Annotated in this window: 20 protein-coding genes; 7 read left to right on the forward strand and 13 right to left on the reverse strand. The window is 43.6% G+C overall.

Features of this window, described 5'->3' with window-relative positions; genetic code table 11:
• Positions 1–5: 5 nt before the first annotated feature.
• The 4 genes from CLV98_RS07865 to pgi all read left to right on the forward strand — a co-directional run bounded on the left by CLV98_RS07865 (position 6) and on the right by pgi (position 4,446).
• Positions 6–911 carry an ROK family protein gene (locus tag CLV98_RS07865; RefSeq protein WP_109673767.1) on the forward strand — a complete coding sequence of 302 codons (906 nt, stop codon included), beginning with the start codon at positions 6–8 and terminating at the stop codon, positions 909–911.
• Positions 912–947: 36 nt separating this feature from the next.
• On the forward strand, positions 948–1,766 hold the full coding sequence (locus tag CLV98_RS07870; protein ID WP_109673768.1) for an alpha/beta hydrolase: 819 nt from the start codon (positions 948–950) through the stop codon (positions 1,764–1,766).
• Between the two features lie 78 nt (positions 1,767–1,844).
• Positions 1,845–2,681: a sugar phosphate isomerase/epimerase family protein gene (locus tag CLV98_RS07875; protein WP_109673769.1), complete on the forward strand. Its 837-nt coding sequence runs from the start codon at positions 1,845–1,847 to the stop codon at positions 2,679–2,681.
• 115 nt (positions 2,682–2,796) lie between these two features.
• A complete protein-coding gene (gene pgi, locus CLV98_RS07880; RefSeq protein WP_109673770.1) occupies positions 2,797–4,446 on the forward strand; it encodes a glucose-6-phosphate isomerase in 1,650 nt (549 codons plus the stop codon).
• Here the strand turns inward: pgi and CLV98_RS07885 are convergent.
• Complete coding sequence (locus CLV98_RS07885) at positions 4,425–4,799, reverse strand: VanZ family protein (protein WP_109673771.1); 375 nt, start codon at positions 4,797–4,799, stop codon at positions 4,425–4,427. The two genes, pgi and CLV98_RS07885, sit on opposite strands and share 22 nt — an antisense overlap.
• Positions 4,800–4,914: 115 nt before the next feature.
• On the opposite strand from CLV98_RS07885, the gene CLV98_RS07890 reads away from it, so the two are divergent.
• Positions 4,915–5,565, forward strand: coding sequence for a response regulator (locus tag CLV98_RS07890; protein WP_109673772.1), 651 nt, complete (start codon positions 4,915–4,917; stop codon positions 5,563–5,565).
• Positions 5,566–5,895: 330 nt separating this feature from the next.
• Here CLV98_RS07890 and CLV98_RS07895 read toward each other — a convergent pair whose 3' ends face one another.
• Entirely contained in the window at positions 5,896–6,126 is a 231-nt protein-coding gene (locus CLV98_RS07895) for a hypothetical protein (RefSeq protein WP_146202247.1), read from the reverse strand.
• A 309-nt stretch (positions 6,127–6,435) separates the two neighbouring features.
• On the opposite strand from CLV98_RS07895, the gene CLV98_RS07900 reads away from it, so the two are divergent.
• Positions 6,436–6,819 carry a DUF2958 domain-containing protein gene (locus tag CLV98_RS07900; RefSeq protein WP_109673774.1) on the forward strand — a complete coding sequence of 128 codons (384 nt, stop codon included), beginning with the start codon at positions 6,436–6,438 and terminating at the stop codon, positions 6,817–6,819.
• A gap of 244 nt (positions 6,820–7,063) precedes the next feature.
• Here CLV98_RS07900 and CLV98_RS07905 read toward each other — a convergent pair whose 3' ends face one another.
• Both CLV98_RS07905 and CLV98_RS07910 read right to left on the reverse strand, forming a co-directional pair.
• A complete protein-coding gene (locus tag CLV98_RS07905) occupies positions 7,064–7,543 on the reverse strand; it encodes a Dps family protein (RefSeq protein WP_109673775.1) in 480 nt (159 codons plus the stop codon).
• Between the two features lie 82 nt (positions 7,544–7,625).
• A complete protein-coding gene (locus CLV98_RS07910) occupies positions 7,626–8,114 on the reverse strand; it encodes a TlpA family protein disulfide reductase (protein WP_109673776.1) in 489 nt (162 codons plus the stop codon).
• Positions 8,115–8,319: 205 nt separating this feature from the next.
• Here CLV98_RS07910 and CLV98_RS07915 point away from each other — a divergent pair, with 205 nt between their 5' ends.
• Complete coding sequence (locus CLV98_RS07915) at positions 8,320–9,633, forward strand: NAD(P)/FAD-dependent oxidoreductase (protein ID WP_109673777.1); 1,314 nt, start codon at positions 8,320–8,322, stop codon at positions 9,631–9,633.
• Here the strand turns inward: CLV98_RS07915 and CLV98_RS07920 are convergent.
• The 9 genes from CLV98_RS07920 to CLV98_RS07960 form a co-directional block, all read right to left on the reverse strand.
• The gene (locus CLV98_RS07920) at positions 9,630–10,205 is read right to left on the reverse strand and encodes a chemotaxis protein CheB (RefSeq protein ID WP_109673778.1); all 576 of its coding nucleotides are present in this window, start codon (positions 10,203–10,205) and stop codon (positions 9,630–9,632) included. The two genes, CLV98_RS07915 and CLV98_RS07920, sit on opposite strands and share 4 nt — an antisense overlap.
• Positions 10,187–10,996 (reverse strand): CheR family methyltransferase, encoded by an 810-nt coding sequence (locus tag CLV98_RS07925; RefSeq protein WP_109674020.1) that lies wholly within the window; start codon positions 10,994–10,996, stop codon positions 10,187–10,189. The genes CLV98_RS07920 and CLV98_RS07925 overlap by 19 nt, the downstream gene beginning before the upstream one ends.
• Positions 10,997–11,001: 5 nt before the next feature.
• Positions 11,002–11,370 carry a response regulator gene (locus CLV98_RS07930; protein ID WP_109673779.1) on the reverse strand — a complete coding sequence of 123 codons (369 nt, stop codon included), beginning with the start codon at positions 11,368–11,370 and terminating at the stop codon, positions 11,002–11,004.
• 54 nt (positions 11,371–11,424) lie between these two features.
• Entirely contained in the window at positions 11,425–15,027 is a 3,603-nt protein-coding gene (locus CLV98_RS07935) for a response regulator (protein WP_109673780.1), read from the reverse strand.
• A gap of 12 nt (positions 15,028–15,039) precedes the next feature.
• Complete coding sequence (locus CLV98_RS07940; RefSeq protein WP_109673781.1) at positions 15,040–16,611, reverse strand: hybrid sensor histidine kinase/response regulator; 1,572 nt, start codon at positions 16,609–16,611, stop codon at positions 15,040–15,042.
• A 205-nt stretch (positions 16,612–16,816) separates the two neighbouring features.
• Positions 16,817–17,434, reverse strand: a complete 618-nt coding sequence (locus tag CLV98_RS07945; RefSeq protein WP_229203261.1) for a hypothetical protein — start codon at positions 17,432–17,434, stop codon at positions 16,817–16,819.
• A 146-nt stretch (positions 17,435–17,580) separates the two neighbouring features.
• Positions 17,581–18,741, reverse strand: coding sequence for a THUMP domain-containing class I SAM-dependent RNA methyltransferase (locus CLV98_RS07950; RefSeq protein WP_109673782.1), 1,161 nt, complete (start codon positions 18,739–18,741; stop codon positions 17,581–17,583).
• Between the two features lie 157 nt (positions 18,742–18,898).
• A complete protein-coding gene (locus CLV98_RS07955; protein ID WP_109673783.1) occupies positions 18,899–21,208 on the reverse strand; it encodes a DUF7133 domain-containing protein in 2,310 nt (769 codons plus the stop codon).
• A 57-nt stretch (positions 21,209–21,265) separates the two neighbouring features.
• Positions 21,266–22,564: an MFS transporter gene (locus CLV98_RS07960; protein ID WP_109673784.1), complete on the reverse strand. Its 1,299-nt coding sequence runs from the start codon at positions 22,562–22,564 to the stop codon at positions 21,266–21,268.
• Positions 22,565–22,638: the final 74 nt, after the last annotated feature.

Consider the following 22,638-nt stretch of genomic DNA (forward strand, 5'->3'; position numbering starts at 1 on the left):
GAAAAATGAACACTAAACTTTGGGGGATCGATTTGGGAGGGACCAAAATCGAATGTGTGGTGATGGACCCTGCCGAAAACAATAAAGTACTGGCTAGGGAGCGACTACCTACCGAATCGGTCAAAGGCTATGACCATATATTGAACCAAATTAAGAAACTTATCGATTCGGTGGTAGATCAGGTTGGCTACTCTCCTGAGCGGATAGGTTTTGCCACCCCTGGTGTGTTAGAGCCGGATACCCAACTCATGAAAAACTCTAATACCATTTGTTTGAATGGTAAGCCAATGGGCAAGGACTTGGAGAGTTTGCTGGGAATACCTGTAAAACTGGCCAACGATGCCAACTGTTTCGCATTGGCCGAGGCTTTGATGGGGGCTGGTAGGGACTATCCCGAGGCAGAAGTAGTATTTGGGGTGATCTTAGGCACTGGAGTTGGAGGTGGCTTGGTAGTTCATCAAAAAATAATTGCTGGCCATCATGGCATTGGAGGCGAATGGGGACATAATATTCTGGAAGAAAATGGACAGCCCTGTTATTGCGGAAAGTCGGGTTGTGTAGAACAGGTCATTTCAGGACCGGCCTTGCAGCGTTACTATGAACAAAACAGCGGGGAGAAACTGACCATGAAGGCGATTATGGAACGGTACGAGTCTGGTGAGGACCCCATTGCCACTGCCACCGTCGATCGACTATTGGAGTACTATGGACGTGCCATTTCGACGCTTATTAATGTGATTGACCCAGGCCTGATCGTAATAGGCGGTGGGGTAGGTAATATCGATCTGTTGTATACGGAGGGCTATGAAAAAATAAAATCATACATTTTTAACAACCGTCGACTTACTACACCCATCCTAAAGCCACGATTAGGCGATAGCGCCGGTGTATTTGGGGCCGCCTTACTCTAGTGATTCCCGACACTAATTCCTAACCCTTAATGAATTATGATGAACTATTTTAAAATGTTTATTTTACTCTGTCCACTAGCCATTTCCATGGCTATGGGACAAGGTACCTTAAAGTCGAATATTGCTTATTATCCGGAGTCTATATCGGCTCAGGATTCTTATATGCAAGAGCGATGTGTGCTTGATGTATACGTGCCCGACAATGCCAAAGGTTTACCGACGCTGCTGTGGTTTCATGGCGGGGGATTGGAAGGAGGTAACAAATCGATTCCTTCAACCTTAAAAACTGGAAAGTTTATCGTGGTCGCCGCCAACTATCGCTTTTCTCCGAAGGTGCGGCACCCAGCTTATATAGAGGACGCGGCAGCGGCCACTGCTTGGGTTTTTAACCACATAGGGGATATGGGGGGTGACGCCAATAAAATAATCATCACAGGTCATTCTGCGGGCGGTTATTTGGCCAGCATGGTGGGACTCGATAAGAGCTATCTGGCAAAATACAATATAGATGCCAACCGCTTGGCCGGTATTGCGCCTTTGAGCGGGCATTGTATTACGCATATGACGGTTCGTAAGGAACTTGGAATTGGTCAAAAACAACCGACTATTGACAAATATGCCCCATTATTTCACGCCAGAGGCGATGCTCCTCCTATGCTATTGATCACCGGAGACCGGGAGATGGAAATGTTGGGGCGGTATGAAGAGAACGCCCTCATGATGCGCATGATGAAGCTCAACGGGCATCAGGATGTAACCCTATATGAGATGGATGGATATGGCCACAGTATGTTGGTGCCTGCTTACCTACCACTTATGGGCTTTGCCAATCGGGTGACTAGTAGTAAAAACTAAATTTTAGACAAAAAGGGGTGCCTATTGCGATTTTTTCGTCCTTATGGATACGCATAATGAAACAAACATGATTGAAATATGAATCAAAGAAGAAATTTCGTAAAGAAAAGCCTGGCAGGCCTAGCATTGGCATCGTTTGGCGGGGCTAAGTTACAGTCGGCCCCAATAGCTGGCAAAAAGCAGAAGGATTCTTTTAAATTGGCGATAGCAGGATATACCTTCGTCAAGTTTAAGCTCGATGAGGCCTTGGCTATGATGCAAAAAACAGACGTTAATTATCTGTGCATCAAAGATTTTCATCTTCCCATGGACAGCACTGATGCCGAAATTGCGGCCTTCCATCAAAAGCTTAAGGCTGCCAATGTACAGGGTTATGGGGTAGGGCCCATTTATGCTAAGACCAAAGAGTCGGTAGATAAGGCCTTCGATTACGCCAAGCGGGTAGGGGTCGATCTGATCGTCGGAGTGCCCAATATGGAGCTACTTCCTTATGTAGAGTCCAAAGTGAAAGCCTTTAATATCAGGTATGCCATTCACAATCATGGTCCCGACATAGATCTATTCCCGAATGCAGCGTCCATTTATAAGGAAATAAAGGATATGGATGCCCGTATGGGAATTTGTTTCGACATGGGGCATAATGTGCGCGACAAGCAGGACTCCATTGCCGATATGGGGCGATACCATAAAAGGATTTTCGATATTCACCTCAAAAACGTTACGGCCGCAGAAAAGGCGGGGAAGACCTGTGAGTTAAGCAGAGGTATTATCGACATTCCTGCTTTTGTGGCTATGCTTCGAAAAGTAAAGTACAGCGGCACTTGCAGTCTTGAATATGAGAAGGATATGCATGATCCGTTGGCAGGTATTGCCGAGTCGGTAGGGTATTTTAGAGGGGTCGTGGACGCATCTTAGTAATAAAACTGTGGTTAAGTCGGTCAAAATTCTAATTTTGCAAGTAGTTAGCATGCAAAGCTGCTAATTTCAATGTAAAATTTTGGATTTACCGACTTAACTTTTTTATACGACTATGCTCAAATCTGTAGCCTTTGATAAGACCAATGCATTCAAAAAGCTGAAAAGCCATCATAAGACCATCTCGCCGAAGCATCTTCGAGATTTATTTGCCGAAGATGCTGACCGCCAGCGTAAGTTTTCGATCAGGATGGGCGACATCTTCCTGGATTACTCCAAAAACAGAATCACAACCCGTACTCGTACCTATTTGGTACAGTTAGCCGAAGAATGTGGGGTAGCGGAAGCCATTGAGCAAATGTTCCAAGGTGAGGCCATCAACGCTACTGAAGGCCGCTCGGTACTTCATACGGCCTTGCGCAACCGGTCCAACACCCCCGTGATGGTAGACGGCCAGGATGTGATGCCTGAGGTAAATGAGGTGCTTGAGAAAATGAAAAATTTCTCTAATAATGTACGTCAAGGAACTTGGAAAGGCTATACGGGTAAGTCTATAACCGATATCGTTAATATAGGAATTGGTGGGAGTGATTTGGGCCCCGTCATGGTGACCGAAGCATTGAAATCCTACGCCAAAAAAGGGTTGAACGTGCATTATGTATCTAACGTGGATGGCACACATATCGCCGAAACTTTAAAGGGACTCAATCCTGAGCGCACCCTTTTTATGATCGCCTCCAAGACCTTTACCACCCAGGAAACGATGACCAATGCGCATAGCGCACGGGAGTGGTTTCTGCAGTCGGCGATGGACCCAGAACACGTAAAAAAACACTTTGTAGCCATTTCTACCAATGCCACTGAAGTGGCTAAGTTTGGGATCGATACCGAAAATATGTTTGGTTTTTGGGACTGGGTAGGAGGGCGTTACTCTCTGTGGTCGGCCATAGGCCTTTCTATTGCCTGTTCGATCGGCTTCCAGAATTTTGAATTACTATTGTCCGGAGCGCATGAGATGGACAATCATTTCAGAAATACCAAGCTCGAACGTAATATGCCCGTCATACTGGCGCTGTTAGGCGTATGGTATAACAACTTCTTCGATGCCCAATCACAGGCTATTTTACCCTACGATCAGTATCTGCACCGCTTTGCCGCTTATTTTCAGCAGGGTGATATGGAGAGTAATGGGAAATATGTGGATCGGTCTGGGAATGAGGTGTCGTACCAAACTGGGCCCATTATTTGGGGTGAACCAGGCACCAATGGTCAACATGCTTTCTATCAGCTGATTCACCAAGGAACCAAGCTTATTCCTTGCGATTTTATTGCACCGGCCAATAGCCACAACCCAATAGGGGAGCATCATAAAATGCTTCTGTCCAATTATTTTGCGCAGACAGAAGCATTGATGAACGGTAAGACTTTGGAAGAGGTGAGCGCCGAGCTAAAAGCGGCTGGTAAAACCGATGCAGAAATCGCTGCGCTTGCTCCCTTTAAAGTGTTTAAGGGCAACAAGCCTACCAATTCCATATTGGTAAAAAAAATAACTCCTAAGGTTTTGGGGAGTCTGATAGCGATGTATGAACACAAAATATTCGTTCAAGGAATTATCTGGAATATCTATAGCTTCGACCAATGGGGTGTTGAGTTGGGCAAGCAACTAGCCAATAAGATATATCCAGAGCTCCAGAACGACTGGCCTGTAACCGAACATGACAGCTCTACCAACGGGTTGATTAATCAATACAAGCGTTGGAGGTAATACTTAACCATAGCGGTGTATATTAAAAACGCCATAAGAGTCCCAGTGGTATCTGCCAGAACATCCCACCAATCGAAACTCCGATTGAATGGTAGTAGCCACTGGGATATTTCTATCGACAATCCGAAGAGGAAGCTGTATACAAACATTTTGTAGAAGGACATCTTGGTTCGGAAAAGCCATAGAGAAACTCCTACCGCGAAGAAAATAACATGTACGAGTTTGTCGAAACCTGGCGTAGGGTTATGTGGAATATCACTGGCTGGCCAATTGCAACTCAGGTACACCAATATGGTCCATAACAGCGCTACCCAGCTATGCTGTTGGAGATAGGAAACAAAATTCTTTAACATAACATTAGTTGTGGCATCAATTTTTTACTAGATTGGTGCGATAAAATCCATATATTTCGCAATATAATAGATTCAACCGACTGCCTCTTCCAATTTTATTGGATATTTAGTACCCATGACGCAACCGAATAAAGCACGAATAATACTTGTGGATGATCATCAGATCGTGCTGGATAGCCTGTCTATTCTGTTGTCTTCATTTGAAAACCTGGAAATTGTATCCGTTTTTACAAATGGTATGAAGGCCTTACAGTATTTAAAGGAACATCCAGTCGATCTGGTCATATGTGACTTTAGGATGCCGATCATTAATGGAATCGACTTATGTGCACAGGCCAGACAACAAATACCCGATCTGAAGATATTGATGTTAACGATGGTTGAGGAACCCCAACAGATTAGATCGGCCATCAAAATGGGAATCAATGGCTATATCTTAAAGATGGCAGACACCGAGGAACTGATATATGCCATCAATACCATTTTAGCAGGTAAAAGATACTTTAGTGACGAGGTAGTGATCGAATTAGCTATTTATAAAGATGGGTCGCAAAGTACCCCCGGTGGCTTCGCCAACTTAACCATACGGGAGATAGAGGTGTTGCGGCTCGTCGCCAAGGAATTGTCGACCAACCAAATTGCCGAAAAACTATACATTAGTGTCCCGACAGTAGAAACCCACCGTAGAAATCTGATGCAGAAGATAGGAGCGAAGAGTGTGGTAGGAATGGTGCTTTTTGCCGTTAAAAACGAGCTTATCGATTAATTAAAGAAAAGGTTCGGGCTTTAAATCGATTAAAATTACGTTTTTTATAGTCAATCGTAATATTTCATGGTTTTCCATGATTTTTTTTGCCAATTTTTTTTTGGAATTTCGTCATGCAAAATAAGGTAAGTTGCGTTTTACACCTTAGCGACGTATACCCTCCTCTAAATCCCACTCATCTGCGGTCTTGGACCCCTAGAAGAGTGGGTGTTTTTATTTGATTACCTTCCTCGTATTTTTGGTGTATTGGCCAGATCCTCGTCCAAGGGGATAACGATCCATTTATGTCTAAAACCCTACGTAACTCTCCGCTCCATGGTCCACTTTCAGTTAATAATCACATGGTTCTGCCAAGAAATCATCTAAATCCTTTTTAGTGGCTCCGGTATAAAACGTCGAGCAGCTTTTATAGAAGTCCCGAACTGCCTCTTTATATTTCTCGCAGTTGGCATTGGTGGGGTTTTGCGAAAAGGTGGTGACTGCGGCGGTAACCTTTTCGGCGTTGGTACTACAATTTAAAGGATTCAGGGGCCCAGCACTGTCCTTTTTACAGTTAGTCATAAAAAATAGTACGATTATCGTCGTAACCATTGTACTAAGGTTGAGTAGCTTTTTCATAATATTAAGTTTGATTGTTAGTCAAATTTATCTGAATACTTCCCCTCCTACAAGAGTAATAATACGCGTTTGATTGTATGGTCGTTTTCAGTGAGTAGTTGGTCGCTATAGTCGATTAACAATGCTGTAATGATCGTTTTTAGAATTCCAATTAGGGCTTTCCTCAAAAAAAAAACGGCGCCTCGTCGGGTGTTAGACGTGGGTTATTAATTTATTTTTAAAAGAATCTGAGCAAAAGGATAACTTTGTAGGATGTCACAGATAATACCCGATAATTTAAGAGAGATTATGATTCATAATGCGCAGGAGGTGCAAAATGAATTGGAGAAGGACCACCAGCCGGTGGTAAGGTTGCATTCCAAGTATGGTAAGGTTCAATGGTTGCTTTCGGAACTCGATGAGAAAAATGAAATTGCCTATGGTCTCTGCGATTTGGGTCAGGGAAAGCCGGAAATTGGATATGTATCCTTATTACAATTAGAGTCCATAAAGCATGCCCGTTTGAAGGTGCCTATGGTAGAAATGGACCCTGATTTCGAAGGCTTATACCCAATGAGTGTATATCTGAAGGCGGCCATTAATCATAAGGCTATCACTATCGATGCGGAACTCTTAAAAGCGGAGATAGGGAGATAAGTGGATTCGACCGTATCAGTAAGTTAGTTACTCTGAAGTATATTATAATGAGGAATGGTTGTAGATATTTATCCCCAATACTCCCCAATAATGGGACCATTTCCGTAATTCATTAACATTCAGCCAAGTAATGGGGGTGTATCGATAGGTACTGTAGCGTTAGCGCCACATTGAACCATTCAGCCCTTCCTGGCGGCCAGCGCGTCTTACGCATTGGTGCTAGGAAGGGCTGATATTTATAGGTTTATTTTTTTCCAGCGAAAGAGCGCAACATCCAAGTATTTTTTTCCTTGAATTGCATAAAACGGTTGACCATATCGTTGGTCCCTTCGTCACCGGCTTCGTCGGTAGCGTCCAGCAGGTCTCTTTCCATTTCAATCAGTTTGGACATGTCTTCGAGGAGGGCATCGACCATGGCCATATCTTTCATGCCTATGGTGTCGATCTCCTTAATGGCCGATTCTTTGATATAATCGGCAAAGCGGCTATGAGGCGGTTGGCCCAAGGTAAGTATCCGCTCCGCGATTTCGTCGATTGTTAGCTGCGCATTGGTATATAGCTCTTCAAATTTGACATGAAGCGTAAAGAAATTCTGTCCCTTAATGTTCCAGTGACAACCTCTTAATTTTTGGTAATGAATATGGTAGTTGGCCAGATATTGGTTTAGCAAATCGACCACTGGTAATACTTGCTTCTCTTTTAGACTGATGTTTTTTGCATCCATAATGGGGAGATTTAAATAGCGTACAGCTATGATTCTAAAGGTAATATAAAACTAACATCTAAAAAACCATTCCATTTGGGAATTAGATATTTTTTAAGGTATTGAAGATGGCTGCATGCGACTGTACCCCTTCGTAGGTTCTTACTGGGTTGCCATTTTTATCGTATATGGCGATATAGGGAAACGATCGAATTTTATAGTAACGCTGAACCGTAAAGCTGTTCCCTTCGGTACCTACTTTAATATTAGGGTATTGGCTTAATTTGAACTTTTGAACGAATGGCTTTAGCATTTTCATATCCTGAAATGTCACCATGACCACTTGTTTGTTAGCGATCACCGAATAGTTCTTTAGGAGGTCTTCGGTAAAGTCTACACAATGGTCACAGTCGGGAGAGAAATAAATGAGTACTGTTGGGCCTTTGGCCATTTGGTTGGCCGTATAACTCTGGCCATTGGTAAGCTTAATATTGAATGGGGCAATTTTTTGTACTGGAACAAGTTGTGCATTGGCTGATAGGCTAACAAACAAAATGCTCACTAAAATTTGTATAACTCGGTTTTTTTGCATGATATTAATCGGATTTTTGTCGCAATTTATATAAGTTTCAATTAAATGATCTATTTTAATCGACAATTAACAGACATTGACATTTTAAGTAAGTTTCACTTGGAATGAGGCATGGTAATTGAGGATGGGCTTCTATAGAATTGCGACGAGAGGAGGGGCGGGACCGCCTGCCGCACTACGTTTAATTAATCAATATATTTAAAATATGTCTACAAGAGTTGTCATTATAGGAGGAGGCTTTGCTGGGATCAATATGGCCTTAGAGTTGGCCAATCATCGTGCATTTGAGGTTATATTGGTAGATAAAAATAACTACAATTTCTTTCCACCCTTATTGTATCAGGTGGCTACGGGGTTCTTGGAGCCCTCGAGCATCAGTTATCCTTTCCGCAAACTATTTCGCGGGAAACGGAATGTAAAGTTTCGATTAGGGGAATTACAGCGCATCGATCAGGAAAACAATGAGGTGTTGTTGAATAATGGAATACTTCCATACGACAAGTTAATCATAGCTACAGGAGCTCATACCAATTTCTTTGGCATGGAAAATGTTAAGAAAAACGCTATTGCTATGAAGACCGTCGACGATGCCATCGGGATGAGAAACCGGTTGTTACAGCAAATGGAAAAGGCCAGTATCAGTAACGACCCCGACGAAATCAAGAAGCGACTCACCATTGTGATTGCCGGTGGGGGGCCTACTGGCGTTGAACTGTCTGGTATTTTTGCTGAATTGCGCAATGGCATTATGCGCAAGGAGTATCCTGAGCTCGTGGGCAAGGGCAGTGAAATATTTTTGGTAGATGGTGGAGAAGCGCTTTTATCTCCTATGAGCGTCGCTTCGCAACAAGACACCCTTAGGGACTTAAAAGAGTTGGGGGTGAATATATTATTGAAAAGTAGGGTTCAGGACTTTAAAGACGACCGAGTATACCTTAAAGATGGTCGGATCATCGAAACCAAAACCCTGATATGGGCGGCTGGGGTGACCGCCTTTCGCTTCGAGGGTATTTCTGATACTTCTTATGGCCGTTCTAACCGCTTGTTGGTCGACGCAACGAACCTGGTAGCAGAAACCAATAATATTTACGCCGTTGGGGACGCATGCTTGCAATTGACCGACGAGAATTATTCATTTGGTCATCCTCAGGTGGCCCAGGTGGCCATTCAGCAGGCCAAAAACCTAGTGAAGAACTTGGAACGTTCGTTAAATAATAAGCCTTTGATCCCTTTTCGGTATATCGATAAAGGTTCCATGGCCATTATTGGGAAAATGAAGGCGGTTGTAGACTTACCCAAACCCAAATGGCACCTCGATGGGGTGACGGCATGGCTCGCGTGGCTGTTTATCCACCTCTTTGCCTTAATATCGTATCGGAACAGGGCAAAGACCTTCTATAACTGGATGATTGCCTACCTCACCAACGATCAGTCGCTACGGATGATAATAAAGCCCATTCATTCGGAAAACGATGAACAGCAGATGGAGCCAGAGAGTGAGCGTGAGTCGGAGGCCTAGACCTGTTCATTCAAAAAACTAACGATTTGTTCGATTCCTAATATGCGGTCATAATGGCCCAGATCAATGGCGGATTGCGGCATGACGGGCATTTGAGCCGAAGCAGGATTTTGCACTATGGCCAGTCCGCCATACTTTCGTATACTAGCCATGCCAAGGGTACCATCCTCATTGGCCCCCGACAGCAGAATTCCTGTGGCCCTGGAACCATAGGCCTGGGCCACCGACTGAAAGGTGACATCGATACAAGGTCGGCTAAAATGGATTTTTTCATCATCGTCCAAAGCGAAGGACCTGCCTTCTTCTATGAGTAAATGATAGTCGGCAGGAGCCAGATAAATGTATCCGTCTTGTAATGGTAGCTTATCTTCTACCTCAATAATGGGGATTGAACATTTGCTACGAAGCAGGGCCTCCAGATTGGAGTCAGTTCCTGCCATACGATGAAGTACTATTAATATGCTAAACTGGATGGGTGAATAAATGCGTGGCAGTACTTCGAATAGAAAGGGCAAGCTTCCGGCAGACCCCCCGATGACGACCAATTTCGACCTTATTTCGTTTTTCTCCATATCTTTTCTTGATTAAGTTTGCGGAAATTCCCGTCGATAGCTGAAAAACGGATGGTTTCCTTACTTCCTAATGCTAAAAACCCGAGGGTTGAAATGCTGGATTCGAATAATTGTAAGACCCTTTCCTGCAAGTCTTTGTTGAAATAAATCAACACATTCCTACAGATAATTAGGTCGAATTCATTGAATGAGCTATCCGATACCAAATTATGGGTAGAGATAATGACTTTGTCGGTCAGCCTGCTGAGCAGCTTCGCTTGTCCATAATGAGCCGTGTAGTAGGAAGAGAAGTCCTGTTGGCCGCCAGAGGCGATATAATTCTCCGAATACTTCTTCATTTGGTCCAGAGGTACCATTCCACGTTTTACATTTTCGAGTACGGTGGCATTGAGGTCAGTGCCATAGATCAAGGCCTTGTCCAAAATATTTGCCTCCTCCAGGAGTATGGCCATCGAGAATATCTCTTCTCCCGTAGAACATCCCGCATGCCAAATTCGTATAAAAGGTTTGGTAGCTAGAGCGGGAATAACTTCTTGGCGAAGTGCTCTATAGAAAGAAGGGTCACGAAACATTTCTGTAACGTTGACAGTGAGCTCTTCAATGAATCTTTTCACATAGCTGTCGTCCTCAAACAAGCGATGACGCAATTCTGTAAGATTACCAAATTTATCCATATTGCAAATTCGCTTTACCCGCCTGATTAAGGAAGCCTTCGAATAGCCTATAAAATCGTAACCGTAATGCCGGTATATATCTTCGAGAAGGATATTTAGTTCCTGGTCTGAAATCATTATCATTATATCTTTTGAAGTAGTTCCAACAAGCGATCAATATTAATCGGCTTAGGAATATAGTCGTCGGCACCGGCAAGCAGGCACTTTTCCCGATCCCCTTTCATGGCTTGTGCAGTAACTGCGTAGATGGGTACTTTCTGGCGATTTTCGAGTGCCTTGATGAGCGGAATGGCTTCGTAACCGTCCATATCGGGCATCATCATGTCGATCAGGATAGCATCTATAGGTTCGTTGGATTGGAGTAAGGCAAGTGCTTCTCGGGCATCGGAACGGGCGATACATTGAAAGGACTTGGATCGTAGCATCGCCGAAAGGGCAAATATATTCCTTTCATCATCGTCAATGATCAGTATTTTATTTTTTGAATCCATCGGTTAGATATTGTAGTTGATATTCGTCCAGTAGGAAATCCGTATAGAATACTTTTACTTATCAAAAAGCCATACCCGTAGTAGGGAAATGAGTTGATCGACATCTACGGGCTTGGTAATATAGTCGGAGGCCCCTGCCGAAATACATTTTTCCCTATCGCCCATCATGGCCTTAGCTGTGACTGCTATGATAGGGAGGTTTCGCCATTGGCTATTTTGTCGAATGCGACGTGCAGTTTCATAACCATCCATATTGGGCATCATCATATCGAGTAATACCACGTCAACATTCGGGTACTCTTCCAGTTTGCTCATGGCTTCCTGGCCATCTAAAGCAGTAAGGACGTTCATTTTGTAATTTTCTAAGGATTTGGAAAGAGAAAAAATGTTCCGGACATCGTCGTCGGCAATGAGAACGGTTTTCCCATGAAGCACTTCATTCATTCCCCTTAAGTTTTTGGCTATCCCTTTGGGTTCATTTGGATGAGTATTTTCCTCCATAATATGAAGGAAGAGCGAAACTTCATCCAACATGCGTTGATAGGAGTGGGCCGTCTTAACAATGATCGAATCGGCATATTGTTTGATCCGTAGTTCTTCATTGAGGGAAAGACTTTTTCCTGTAAAAATAATTATGGGAATATTTTCGTATTCAGGAGTAGTCTTGACCATTTCCAGGGTCTCATAGGCTTTCTGATCTGGAATGCCCATATCCAGAATGACACAGTCTATATTCTTAGACTTTAGTGCCAATAGACCATCTTCAATATGTTCGTTTAACTCGGCCTGTATATCGAAGGAATTTAGATAGAACGCTAAAGCTTTGGCATGTTTTGGGTTGTCCTCAACGATTAATACCTTTTTGGCTTTTTTACTGACGACATATTCAATTTTTTCGAATATCTCTTTCATTCTTTCAATGGCCACCGGCTTGTCAATGAAATCAACCGCTCCTTTTACCAGACTTTGGTTTTTCATTTTATGTGAGGACATAATATGAATTGGGATATGCCGGGTCGTTTTGTTTTTCTTGAGCTGGTCCATAATCTCCCATCCCGACAGTATCGGCAATTGCAGATCCAGAAGAATGCCCACTGGAATAAACTGTATGGCTAGCTTGAGGCCTTCATCCCCTCGCACGGCTACAATACCCTTATAGCCCTTGCTTTTGGTATATTGGAGCAATGATTTAGCAAAGGGCACATCATCTTCTATAATCAGCACACAGCGGTCGCCTGGGTGAATCTGATGCCTGTCGTCCGGTATATTTTCCGGAATATAGGTACTTACAAATTGGTCTTCTGGCTTGGCTATCTCGACCGTTGGGCTTGGAAGCTCTAGGGATTCTTCGTATGGGCTGAGTTGGGCTTGGACTTCGTAAACAGGGAGAGTCAAGGTAAAGGTACTGCCAACCCCTTCCCGGCTCTCCAAGGTGATGTCTCCTCGAAGTAACTTGACGAGTTGCTTGCAAATGGAAAGTCCTAGTCCTGTGCCTCCGTATTTGCGTTTGGTAGAGCCATCGGCTTGCTGGAAAGCCTCAAATATCATCTGTTGTTTTTCAGGGGCTATGCCTATTCCTGTATCCTTAACTATAAAGTCTATATAGCCTTTTTGTCTTGAATTTTTGATGCTAAGTATAACGCTTCCCTCACTGGTGAACTTCAGAGCATTGGATATCAGGTTTTTAATAATTTGATCTAAGCGCATCCGGTCGGTTTCAATTACCCGATTGACCAAGCTATCAATCTCAACCTGAAATTCGATATGCTTTTGTTTTGCAATAGGGGTAAACAAGCCAGACCACTCCGAGGTAAGCATTTTAAGGTCGGTTTCTTGATATTCAAGCTCCATTTTGCCGGCCTCAATTTTAGACAAATCCAAGATTTCGTCGATCAAAGCCAGCAAACCATTCCCTGAGGCATTGATAACCGTGGCGTATTCAACTTGGTCGTCAGAAAGGTTCTTGGAGTCGTTATCTTTGAGGAGTCTACTTAATAGTAGGATGGAATTGAGCGGAGTCCTTAGCTCATGAGACATATTGGCCAAAAACTCGGACTTATAACGCGTGGAGATGGCCAACTCTTGAGCTTTCTGTAATATTTCTCCATTGCGCTCCTCCAATAGACTACTTCGTTCCTCCAGTTCTTCATTGGTCTGTTGCAATTCTTCTTGCTGAACACGCAGTTCCTCTTCTGAGGCTTGGAGCTTTTGAGACTGGGCCTCTAGCTCCGCATTTAGGTTTTCGAGTTCTTGGTGTTGTGCCTGAAGCTCTTCTGCTTGGGCTTGGGTTTCTTCCAAGTAGTTTTGAAGTCGAATAAAATCCAAGGCCGAGTTGATTCCTATGGCCATCAACTCTAGATTTTGTTCTATAAATTCAAGTTCCAAATCGCTAGGCTTGCTCATAAGAGCCAGTTCCAATACCGCAATGGTTTCGGAGCCATACTGCAATGGAATTACGACAATGGTGCTGGGGGGCATTTGCCCAAGACTCGAACCAATTTTCCAATAGTCTTCTCCAAGCCGATCGATTACCCGGATACGCCCCGAGCTCATGGCCTCCCCGATAATTCCGCTTTCGAAATCGATATTCTTAGGAGCGTGCGTCGTCCCGTAGGAGGAGAATAATTTGAAATTCTGATCGTAATCCACTACATAAAAGGTGCCCACGGGGGCATTCAAATGCTTTGCAAAGGAAATGAGTAATTTGTTCGTCAAATGGTTTAAAAGCCTTTCGCCCCGCATTGCTTTCCCAAGTTCGAGTGCACCGGCTTGTAACCAATTCCTTCGATTAAGGTCTTCAAACGTATGCTTTAGGGAGGCGGTCATGGTGTTTAATGACCGGAATATGCGGCCCAACTCATCGTCTACGGTATCGGTACTTTCTACGTCATAATCGCCTTGGGTGATTCGGTCTGTCAGCGCCACCATCTCGGTGATCCGACTTTTAGTTTCTTGATAGGTCTTTTCTGAAGCAATTTCCTTTTGAACCCTGATTTTAATATCGTTTTGAATGCGTAAGAAGGCAAACATGGTGATTAGAATGGATATTAAGGCGGCTAGGACCAAGAAGTACGGGGTGTATTGTATAAACACCTCCTGATCGTCGAGTCTTTCTTGCAGTTTCCTGTTTTCTTCGGTTGTCAGGCTTTGAATAATGATGCGGATATCGTCCATTATTTTTTTTCCTAACAACATATCTTGTTGTAGTTCTTGCTCAGTATAATTTCGGTTGTCGGTGTTATTTGATAGGGTGATCACCTTTTCCAGTTGCGCAAAACGGGCTTCGTATCTTTCTTTTAGACTAGTTAAGGTTTTTTGCTGAATTGGACTTTGTCCGGTCAATCCTTGAAGCCTCAAAAATATTTCGGTCAGTTTGGTATAGCTCCCCGTGTAAGGTTCTAAAAATTTCTTGTCTTGGGTGAGCAAATACCCCCTTTGGCCAGTTTCGGCATCCTTGAGCACAGACAAAAGATGTTCGGATTGTACCAGCACCTCATTGGTACTATTAACCATCTCTGAATTTTTGATGAGCTGGTGCGTACTATAAAATGAAGCTGCAAGGCTACAGATTAAAAGTATTATTGACACCGAAAAGATGACTTTTAGTTGTTGCAAGATATTTTTTGAGTACACCTTATCCTTCGTTAATGTAAGCATATTAGGGCCAGATTAGAGGTTTGTTTGATCAATGGGCAGAACGATAATAAACTGTGTTCCTTCATTTTCTATGCTTCGGGCAGTAATGATGCCTTCGTGCTTGTCAATAATTTTTTTTGCTATCGCCAGTCCGATTCCAGTACCTTCATAATCGCTAATATTATTGAGTCTCTGAAAAATGATAAAGATCCGGTCGAGGAACTTTTCATTGAACCCAATGCCGTTGTCTGAAATGGTAATACGGCAATAGGGCCCCGATACACTCGCTTCTGAATCGAAATTCTTGCTAGTTATTCTGTCGGCCGAAATTTCAATGATGGGGGCGACATCGGGCTTAGAGAATTTTAAAGCATTGCTGATCAGATTCTGGAATACCTGTCGTATCTGGCTCGGAATACTGTCGACCTCGGGTATACTTCCAATCGTAATGATGGCTTTTTTGGAGGTGATGAGCTCTTCGTAATCCAGGAGTAGTTCTTGAATCATTTGATACAAATCGGTTCGCTGAAACTTTGCCGACACCGACAAACGGGAGTAATCTAATAAGTCGCTAATCAATAAGGACATTCTGGCGGAGGCACCTATGGACCTATCCAAGTAGGCTTTAGCTTCCTCGTTTCTGGCCAAATATTTATCTTTGATTAGGGCGTTGAAAGTCTGTATTTTTCGGAGAGGTTCTTTTAAGTCGTGAGACACTACCCATGCAAATTGTTGCAATTCATGGTTGGTAGTCTCTAGCTCTGTATTTTTATCCAATAATTCTTGAGTGCGTTGATCCACCCTTCGTTCGAGGATTTCATGGGTGATTTTTTGACTATGAATATCGGTAAGTGTTCCAACCCAACGGACGATACCATTCTCTTCAGGTATGGGGGTTAGTTTTATCAAGAAATAGCGATAAAGCCCCGTGTTCCGATCTTTTAGGCGTAGCTCGCCCTCAATATCTTCGCCGGCAACGAAAAGTCGTTTCCAGGAATAGCTGATTAAGTCGTCGGGATGGGTCTCAGGAAAGCTTTTTCTGTCCTTGGCATATTGAAGCCAATGCCGATTGGTATATTCTATTTCCCCTTCCTTGTTAACGGTGAAAGCGAGTTGTGGAAGTGCTTCCAGAACGAAGTATAGTTCTTGAACCCTTAGATGAAGCTCCTTTTCGGTGTTTTTACGAATATCGATTTCCGTTTCCAGCCTTTGTTGAACGTCTTGCAAGGCTCTATTTTGTTGGAATAGCCTATTAAAAGTCCTTACTTTTAATAATAATATATCGCTATCGACGGGTTTTGTCAGGTAATCGATACCACCTGATTCGTACCCCCTCACTACAAACTTCTTTTCGGTATTGACCGCCGACAGAAAGATAATAGGAATATCCTTGGCTTTACTATATCCCGATAGGGTTTCGGCCACTTCAAATCCATCCATTCCCGGCATTTGTACGTCCATCACAATAACAGAATAGCTGTTCTGAAGAACTTTCTTTAAAGCCTCTTCTCCAGATTGCGCCGTATCAGTTTGGTAATGATGTAGTTCTAGAATTTTCTTGATGGGTAGAATGTTTTCCAGCCTATCGTCAACTATTAAAATCATATTTTGAAAGCTTCACATTGACCATAAAAAGGCTTCAATGGGCGTAAATACCGATTGATGTCCCTTTTCACAGGCCATGGGTTGAGTCTTTCGAAATAACTAAAAAATCGTTCCACACCTCCCTAAAACCTTATATAAACTCAAGTTTATTTGAAGATAAAATTTTAGGGCTATCACGGGGCTAGAATATATCCTACGTAATGACTCAATCCAGTAAACGGATTTTGATCGATATGTCCTGGGGGGCGGGTTCGTCGCCTCCGAAGTAGGGTAAAAGGGTATAAGCAATTCCGACTCCACCACTACAATGACGTTGCATGGTAGTTTGGTTACCGTTGAGTGCGAAAATGTACTGGTCATCTTGAATGGTGATGGAGTAGGTGTTGATCTCACCTAAGGCTACCGTGCCCAATTCCTGGGTGATCCTTTGGGCATCCTTATAGGTGTAGGCGAAAATGTGTAAGGAGTCTGCGTACCAGTTCCAGCCAAATCGGGCGCTGTTTTCATGGTGAGGGCTATTGCAATCGGAAAAGCCCATTAGTTTATTGATATCATATTGATTTTCAGCAATAACGGTCTGGTATATAGCCGTGCTATCAAAGATGGTTTGGAAGTTGAGAGAGGTTCCCGAAAACAGAGTTATATGGTTTCCATCGATTTCATGGTTTCCATTGGAAATACGATAAGTGGTAAAATCATCGTCGAAGCTGGGCTTAGGGCCTATCCAACTACAAGATTCTGCGGTCGCTAGCAGGAGTACCACGGCAAGCCTTGCCATCCAATATTTCAAAATTCGAGATTTTATTCCTTGTTGTTGCTGCATAGTTCTGTTAATGATGATAGCGCAAGGTTCACATATCGTTTCCAGATTGGCAGGATGTCGGTCCCAAGCCCTACTAGTAAGAAACGCAATTAAGGAAATATTCTTTTATTGGTACCGTAGTTATTACTCTATGAACGGGAAAAGGATTATTTGTCCCGACTTCCTTGGTATAACTCATATTCCAATAATCGACAATCAATTTTACCGGTAAAAAATTCAGTTCGTTTCTTTGCTTTCAATCCTATTTTTTTTGCAAGATCCAAGTTTCCAGTAAAGATGTATCCCAGATAGCCGCCACATTTTTTCTTCATAAAGTCTCCTATCTCTTTATAAGTGTCGGTAAGCTCTTCGAGTTCGCCAAGTCGCTCCCCATACTCCGGGTTGATAAATAGCACACCGGGAGTTTCGGGGATAGTAGCGTCTCTAAAATCGCATACTTCGAAACGGATATACTGGGCCACACCGGCTGCAATGGCATTCTTTCGGGCGTTATTGACGGCATCTTCATCGATATCACTGGCAATAATCTCGATGGTCAGATCTTCATGAATGGCCTCTTCTAGCGCGTTTAATTCGGACAGGTAGAGTTCGTCGTCATAGCCTTTGAGGTGCATAAAAGCATAATGATCGCGGTGGATGCCAGGCTTGGTATTGCTCGCCAACAGTGCGGCTTCGATGGCCAAGGTTCCCGAGCCACACATGGGATTGATAAAGGGGGAGTCTTTATCCCACCGACTGGCCAAAATCGTAGCGCTGGCCAATGCCTCCAGCATGGGTGCCCGTCCAGGTATCTTGCGGTAACCATGCCGGGCCAACGATTCACCTGAGGTGTCTAGGAATATCTCTGCTCCGTATTCATTCCAAAACAGATGCACTACGGCTCCACGGAACTCCGACCCAGAAGATGGTCTTTCGGCGTACCGCTCCATAAATCTATCGGCAATAGCGTCCTTCACTTTGACATTCGCAAACATACTATTTTTGATGGTAGGATGTTTGACATTACTCGTCACCGTAAAATAACCCTTTGAGTCTATATATTCTTCCCAAGCCAGGTTGCGAACAAATTGATAGACTTCACTGGCATTAGAAGCACTAAACTGTCCAAGGCTGAACAACACCTGACTCGCACAATTTAAGTTCATATTCAATCGAATACAGTCATTGAGGTTACCTAGGAGCTTTACTCCAGTAACAAAGCTGTGTTCGACTTGGTAGCCCAGTTCCAATACCTCTTTTTCGAGGTAGGGGGCGTGCCATTTATGACAAGTAATGGTGATCTTGGAAGGAGTATTAAATATCGACATGATTGGCCAGTAAAGTTAATCGGGGGGCAAAGGTATGAATTCTTATCGATTACCCGTCCATCGTAATGAGGGAAGGGGGGCGGTAGGGGCGAAAATACCATGGGGGTTAGGCGATAGTTTCAATATCGACCTAACCCCCATGGTAAGTTTTTACTATTTATTGTCTTGAATTTAGTTCCGTTTCGGTAAAGGCATTCTCTCTGCCCGCCAAGGATTTACGAACCGTCGATACCTCTTGGGTAGATACTACGTCGGCATTATTCCTCCACGACTTGCGAATATAGGACAAGAGCTGGGCAATGTCTTCATTTTGCATGGCGTCGTCATAGCCAATTCCGGGCATATCACCACTTACTTCGGGCGTCTGGTACATGTGGCCATTTACCGTTACTGGGCCAGTTAGTCCAAAAAGCACTACCGATATTAATCGGTTTTTATCACCGGTTACCCATTCCGATTGGTTGAGGGGGGGAGCCAAAGAGGCTACTCCATTCCCATCGGGACCATGGCAGGTCTGGCATACCGACGTAAAGAGTGCTTCTCCTTTTGGAAACTGCTTCTTAAGGATATCTGGGTTGCGGTTTTTACGCGCCTCACTGGCAGCCTTACTCGTCTTCTTTAATTCTGAAATCAAATAGCTTTTAGAATCGACCGAATTGGCTATTTCCTTTTCAAAAAGGTCCTCTCTGTCTTGTAAATTGCTAATGATGGCATCGGCGACATACGGGTTATTAGCATATCGTTTGGCCAATTTAACAAGCAAATCGTCGGCGGCTTTTTTGTTATAAACCGACACATAATTGGCCAAGTAAGCCAAATACGGAGCCGATAACGTATCATTGGCTGCGAACCTTTCGGCAAATACACGACTAAACTCAGGCTCGTTTTGGGCAGATATTACCGAAGGTACTGCTGCGTAGGCTTGTCTGCGAATTACCCAAGGTTTGCTGGCTATGGTCGATACTACTTCCTTTGCCGACAGCTCACCTAGGCCTTCCAAGGTCCATAAAGCATGGATGGCCATTAGCTCATTTTCAGTTTGGGCCATGGCAGCCTTCAATTTCGGCACCAAGGAGGTGATTTTACGGTCTATAATATTCTGTTGGGCTCTATCGCGGATCCATCCATTTTCATGACCCAAATAGGCCAGCAACGCAGTAGGCTCCGCTGACAATACCACTGATTTGGGTGAGAAGGAGGTCGGAACTACCTTGTATATCCTACCCGCCGACAGCGGTTGTGTGAGTTCGCGCATTCCAATTTGGTTCTTCAAATAGGGGGTCAAATAGGTCTTGTGCTGAATGATTCCCCGGTACATGTCCAGTATGATCATGGAGCCATCGGGAGCATTATAAAGGTTCACTGGTCTGAAACGTTCGTCGGTACTGGCGATAAACTCCTTGCCCGTATAGGCTTGTTCTCCATGCACTTCATACCCATTTTCGGACATGATGTTTCTCTTGATCAAATTGGCGGAAGGTTCGGGCACGAAGGAATTAAATGCGAATTCCTTTCCGAACAGATCGCCACGGTATATCATGGGGCCCGAAGCAGCGGTAAACTCGTTTAGCTTCAGCTGATCGTTCAGGATATTCTTCATATACCCTCTATTCACACCTGGAGTGGGTCGAATGGGGTATACCTTATTATTGGCTACGGCCTTTTCGTTATAACCTTCTACTCTTTTCTGATTCTTATTCCAAGCGCCTAAGCCAGGAGCGAAATAATCGCCCAGAAGATTTTGAGAGTTATTATTGTAATATATTCTACCGTTATTATCTTGGGTGATTCCCCATTGGCCACGGAAGTGGGTGCGTTCGATGACCCATTTTCCATCCAACTTTCTGTAACGTTTGGCCGACTTAGCGTTGTAGATCCAGTTGTCCATGGCGCGAAGCAAGCCATTGGGTTGGTGCTCTACATTTCCACCTTCGGTGTACTGGGGATCTACTAATTCCTTGCCAACTACTTGGTCGTTATCCAATTTATAAAACCATAAATTGGTTGGTTCCGCTACCAAAATACCATCGTCTATCAGACACAGGGCTCTAGGCAACACCAGCGAGTCTATAAGGACCTTACGTTTATCATAAACACCATTTTTATCGGAATCCTCTAGGATCACAATATTGCCATTGGGGATTTCTTCCCCCGTACCCAGACTGTCGGGCATATAGCCGGTCATTTCGGCCACATACATACGTGCCTGGTCGTCGAAGATCATGGCCACGGGTGTACTTACTAAGGGCTCTGCGGCTATGAGTTGGATTTTGAAGCCATCGGTAACTTCAAAACGCTTCATGGCTTCTTGGGGTGATAAAAAGGGAGAGCTATCAAAGCTATCCACTTTCACTTCAGGTTCCGTAGCCGTCGATACAAGCTTGTTGATCGTATGCTTATTGGATTGACAATAAAACAAGGTCAAGCTGGCAACGGTAAGATAAAGGGGAATGCGTAATCTTTTCATTCTAATTTACTATATTGATATTTATAGTTTAACGGCTATTATGACTTTTTGGTTTGTTTATTCGACTTTTATAGCCTCTTCTACAGGCTTCATGTTTTTGGTCAACATCTGAATAATAACCCAAGCCAATAGATACGCCAAGCCGCAAATTACAAAAAGAACATTATAACCTGCCCCTATATTCCCTCTGTCTTTATAATAATCTAGTAAAAATCCGACTAGTAAGGGGAATAAAGTTGATCCCAAAGATCCTGCCATTCCTCCAATACCCACTACAGAACTTACCGCACGTTTCGGGAATAAATCCGATACGATGGTGAAAATGTTGGCGCTCCATGCTTGGTGAGCGGCGGCTGCTAAGCTGATAATTCCTACAGCTACCCATATATCGGTTGCATATTTGGCCAATATGATCGGCAAAACGGCCAGTGCGAATATTAGAAGCGTCGTTTTCCTTGCCTTCAAAGGCTTCCATCCTTTTTTGATAAGTGCCGAAGAGATATATCCTCCACCGATACTCCCAAATGTAGTGGCGGTATAAACCAGTGCCAAATGTAGACTGGGCTTCTTCAAATCCAGAGAGAAAGTGGTTGCAAAGTAAGAGGGCAACCAAAATAGGAAGAACCACCAGATAGGATCCGTTAATAATTTACCCACTATAAATACCCAGGTCTGACGAAGTTTTAAAAGGACAGCCCATTTAATGGGTTTGGCATCGACGGCTTCCACTTCTTCATCTTCATGGATATAGTTATACTCTGCCTGAGATATTTTTTTATGACGTGATGGTAGTTCATACAAAAACCACCAGAAAATTAACCATATGAAACCTAAAGCCCCGGTGATTATGAAAGCTTCTTGCCAGCCATAACTGCCCAATAACCAGGGGACCATTAGCGGAGCAGCCACGGCTCCAATACTGGTACCTGAGTTGAAAATACCAGTTGCCAAGGCTCTTTCCTTTTTTGGGAACCACTCAGCCGTGGCTTTTACAGCCGCCGGGAAATTCCCCGATTCTCCAAGACCAAGCAAGGCCCTTGCCGCACCAAAGCCAAAGGTACTGCTCACAAACGCGTGCCAGATGGCTGCAATACTCCATACGATGATGGATACGGCATACCCCAATTTCGAACCTATTTTGTCAATAATACTACCAAATATGATGTATCCAAAAGCATAACAGGCCGCAAAGACCATGACTATATTAGCATAGTCAGACTCGCTCCAGTTAAACTCTACCTCAAGGGTCGGTTTAAGGAGTCCGAGTATTTGACGGTCGATATAATTGATGGTAGTGGCAAAGAATAGGAGCCCGCATATGACCCAGCGGTAATTTCCGGTATTGGTTTGTTTCATGATTTATAAAAATGATTTACTAAAGGATGTTTTGGGTTTAGTTCTTCGGTGTCCTCAAGCCATAAGACTGCTTT

Origin of the sequence: Dyadobacter jejuensis (assembly GCF_003149085.1) — a bacterium.
Taxonomy (GTDB): domain Bacteria; phylum Bacteroidota; class Bacteroidia; order Cytophagales; family Spirosomataceae; genus Dyadobacter; species Dyadobacter jejuensis.

Bases quoted from the DNA above. Each gene is read 5' to 3' on its own strand.
- CLV98_RS07930 (WP_109673779.1), bottom strand. From the start codon at position 11,370: ATGGATTCAAAAAATAAAATACTGATCATTGACGATGATGAAAGGAAT.
- CLV98_RS07920 (WP_109673778.1), bottom strand. From the start codon at position 10,205: ATGGAGAAAAACGAAATAAGGTCGAAATTGGTCGTCATCGGGGGGTCT.
- CLV98_RS07940 (WP_109673781.1), bottom strand. From the start codon at position 16,611: ATGATTTTAATAGTTGACGATAGGCTGGAAAACATTCTACCCATCAAG.
- CLV98_RS07905 (WP_109673775.1), bottom strand. From the start codon at position 7,543: ATGGATGCAAAAAACATCAGTCTAAAAGAGAAGCAAGTATTACCAGTG.
- CLV98_RS07895 (WP_146202247.1), bottom strand. From the start codon at position 6,126: ATGACTAACTGTAAAAAGGACAGTGCTGGGCCCCTGAATCCTTTAAAT.
- pgi (WP_109673770.1), top strand. From the start codon at position 2,797: ATGCTCAAATCTGTAGCCTTTGATAAGACCAATGCATTCAAAAAGCTG.
- CLV98_RS07890 (WP_109673772.1), top strand. From the start codon at position 4,915: ATGACGCAACCGAATAAAGCACGAATAATACTTGTGGATGATCATCAG.
- CLV98_RS07900 (WP_109673774.1), top strand. From the start codon at position 6,436: ATGTCACAGATAATACCCGATAATTTAAGAGAGATTATGATTCATAAT.
- CLV98_RS07945 (WP_229203261.1), bottom strand. From the start codon at position 17,434: ATGCAGCAACAACAAGGAATAAAATCTCGAATTTTGAAATATTGGATG.
- CLV98_RS07875 (WP_109673769.1), top strand. From the start codon at position 1,845: ATGAATCAAAGAAGAAATTTCGTAAAGAAAAGCCTGGCAGGCCTAGCA.
- CLV98_RS07960 (WP_109673784.1), bottom strand. From the start codon at position 22,564: ATGAAACAAACCAATACCGGAAATTACCGCTGGGTCATATGCGGGCTC.
- CLV98_RS07885 (WP_109673771.1), bottom strand. From the start codon at position 4,799: ATGTTAAAGAATTTTGTTTCCTATCTCCAACAGCATAGCTGGGTAGCG.
- CLV98_RS07915 (WP_109673777.1), top strand. From the start codon at position 8,320: ATGTCTACAAGAGTTGTCATTATAGGAGGAGGCTTTGCTGGGATCAAT.
- CLV98_RS07925 (WP_109674020.1), bottom strand. From the start codon at position 10,996: ATGATTTCAGACCAGGAACTAAATATCCTTCTCGAAGATATATACCGG.
- CLV98_RS07955 (WP_109673783.1), bottom strand. From the start codon at position 21,208: ATGAAAAGATTACGCATTCCCCTTTATCTTACCGTTGCCAGCTTGACC.
- CLV98_RS07950 (WP_109673782.1), bottom strand. From the start codon at position 18,741: ATGTCGATATTTAATACTCCTTCCAAGATCACCATTACTTGTCATAAA.
- CLV98_RS07935 (WP_109673780.1), bottom strand. From the start codon at position 15,027: ATGCTTACATTAACGAAGGATAAGGTGTACTCAAAAAATATCTTGCAA.
- CLV98_RS07865 (WP_109673767.1), top strand. From the start codon at position 6: ATGAACACTAAACTTTGGGGGATCGATTTGGGAGGGACCAAAATCGAA.
- CLV98_RS07870 (WP_109673768.1), top strand. From the start codon at position 948: ATGATGAACTATTTTAAAATGTTTATTTTACTCTGTCCACTAGCCATT.
- CLV98_RS07910 (WP_109673776.1), bottom strand. From the start codon at position 8,114: ATGCAAAAAAACCGAGTTATACAAATTTTAGTGAGCATTTTGTTTGTT.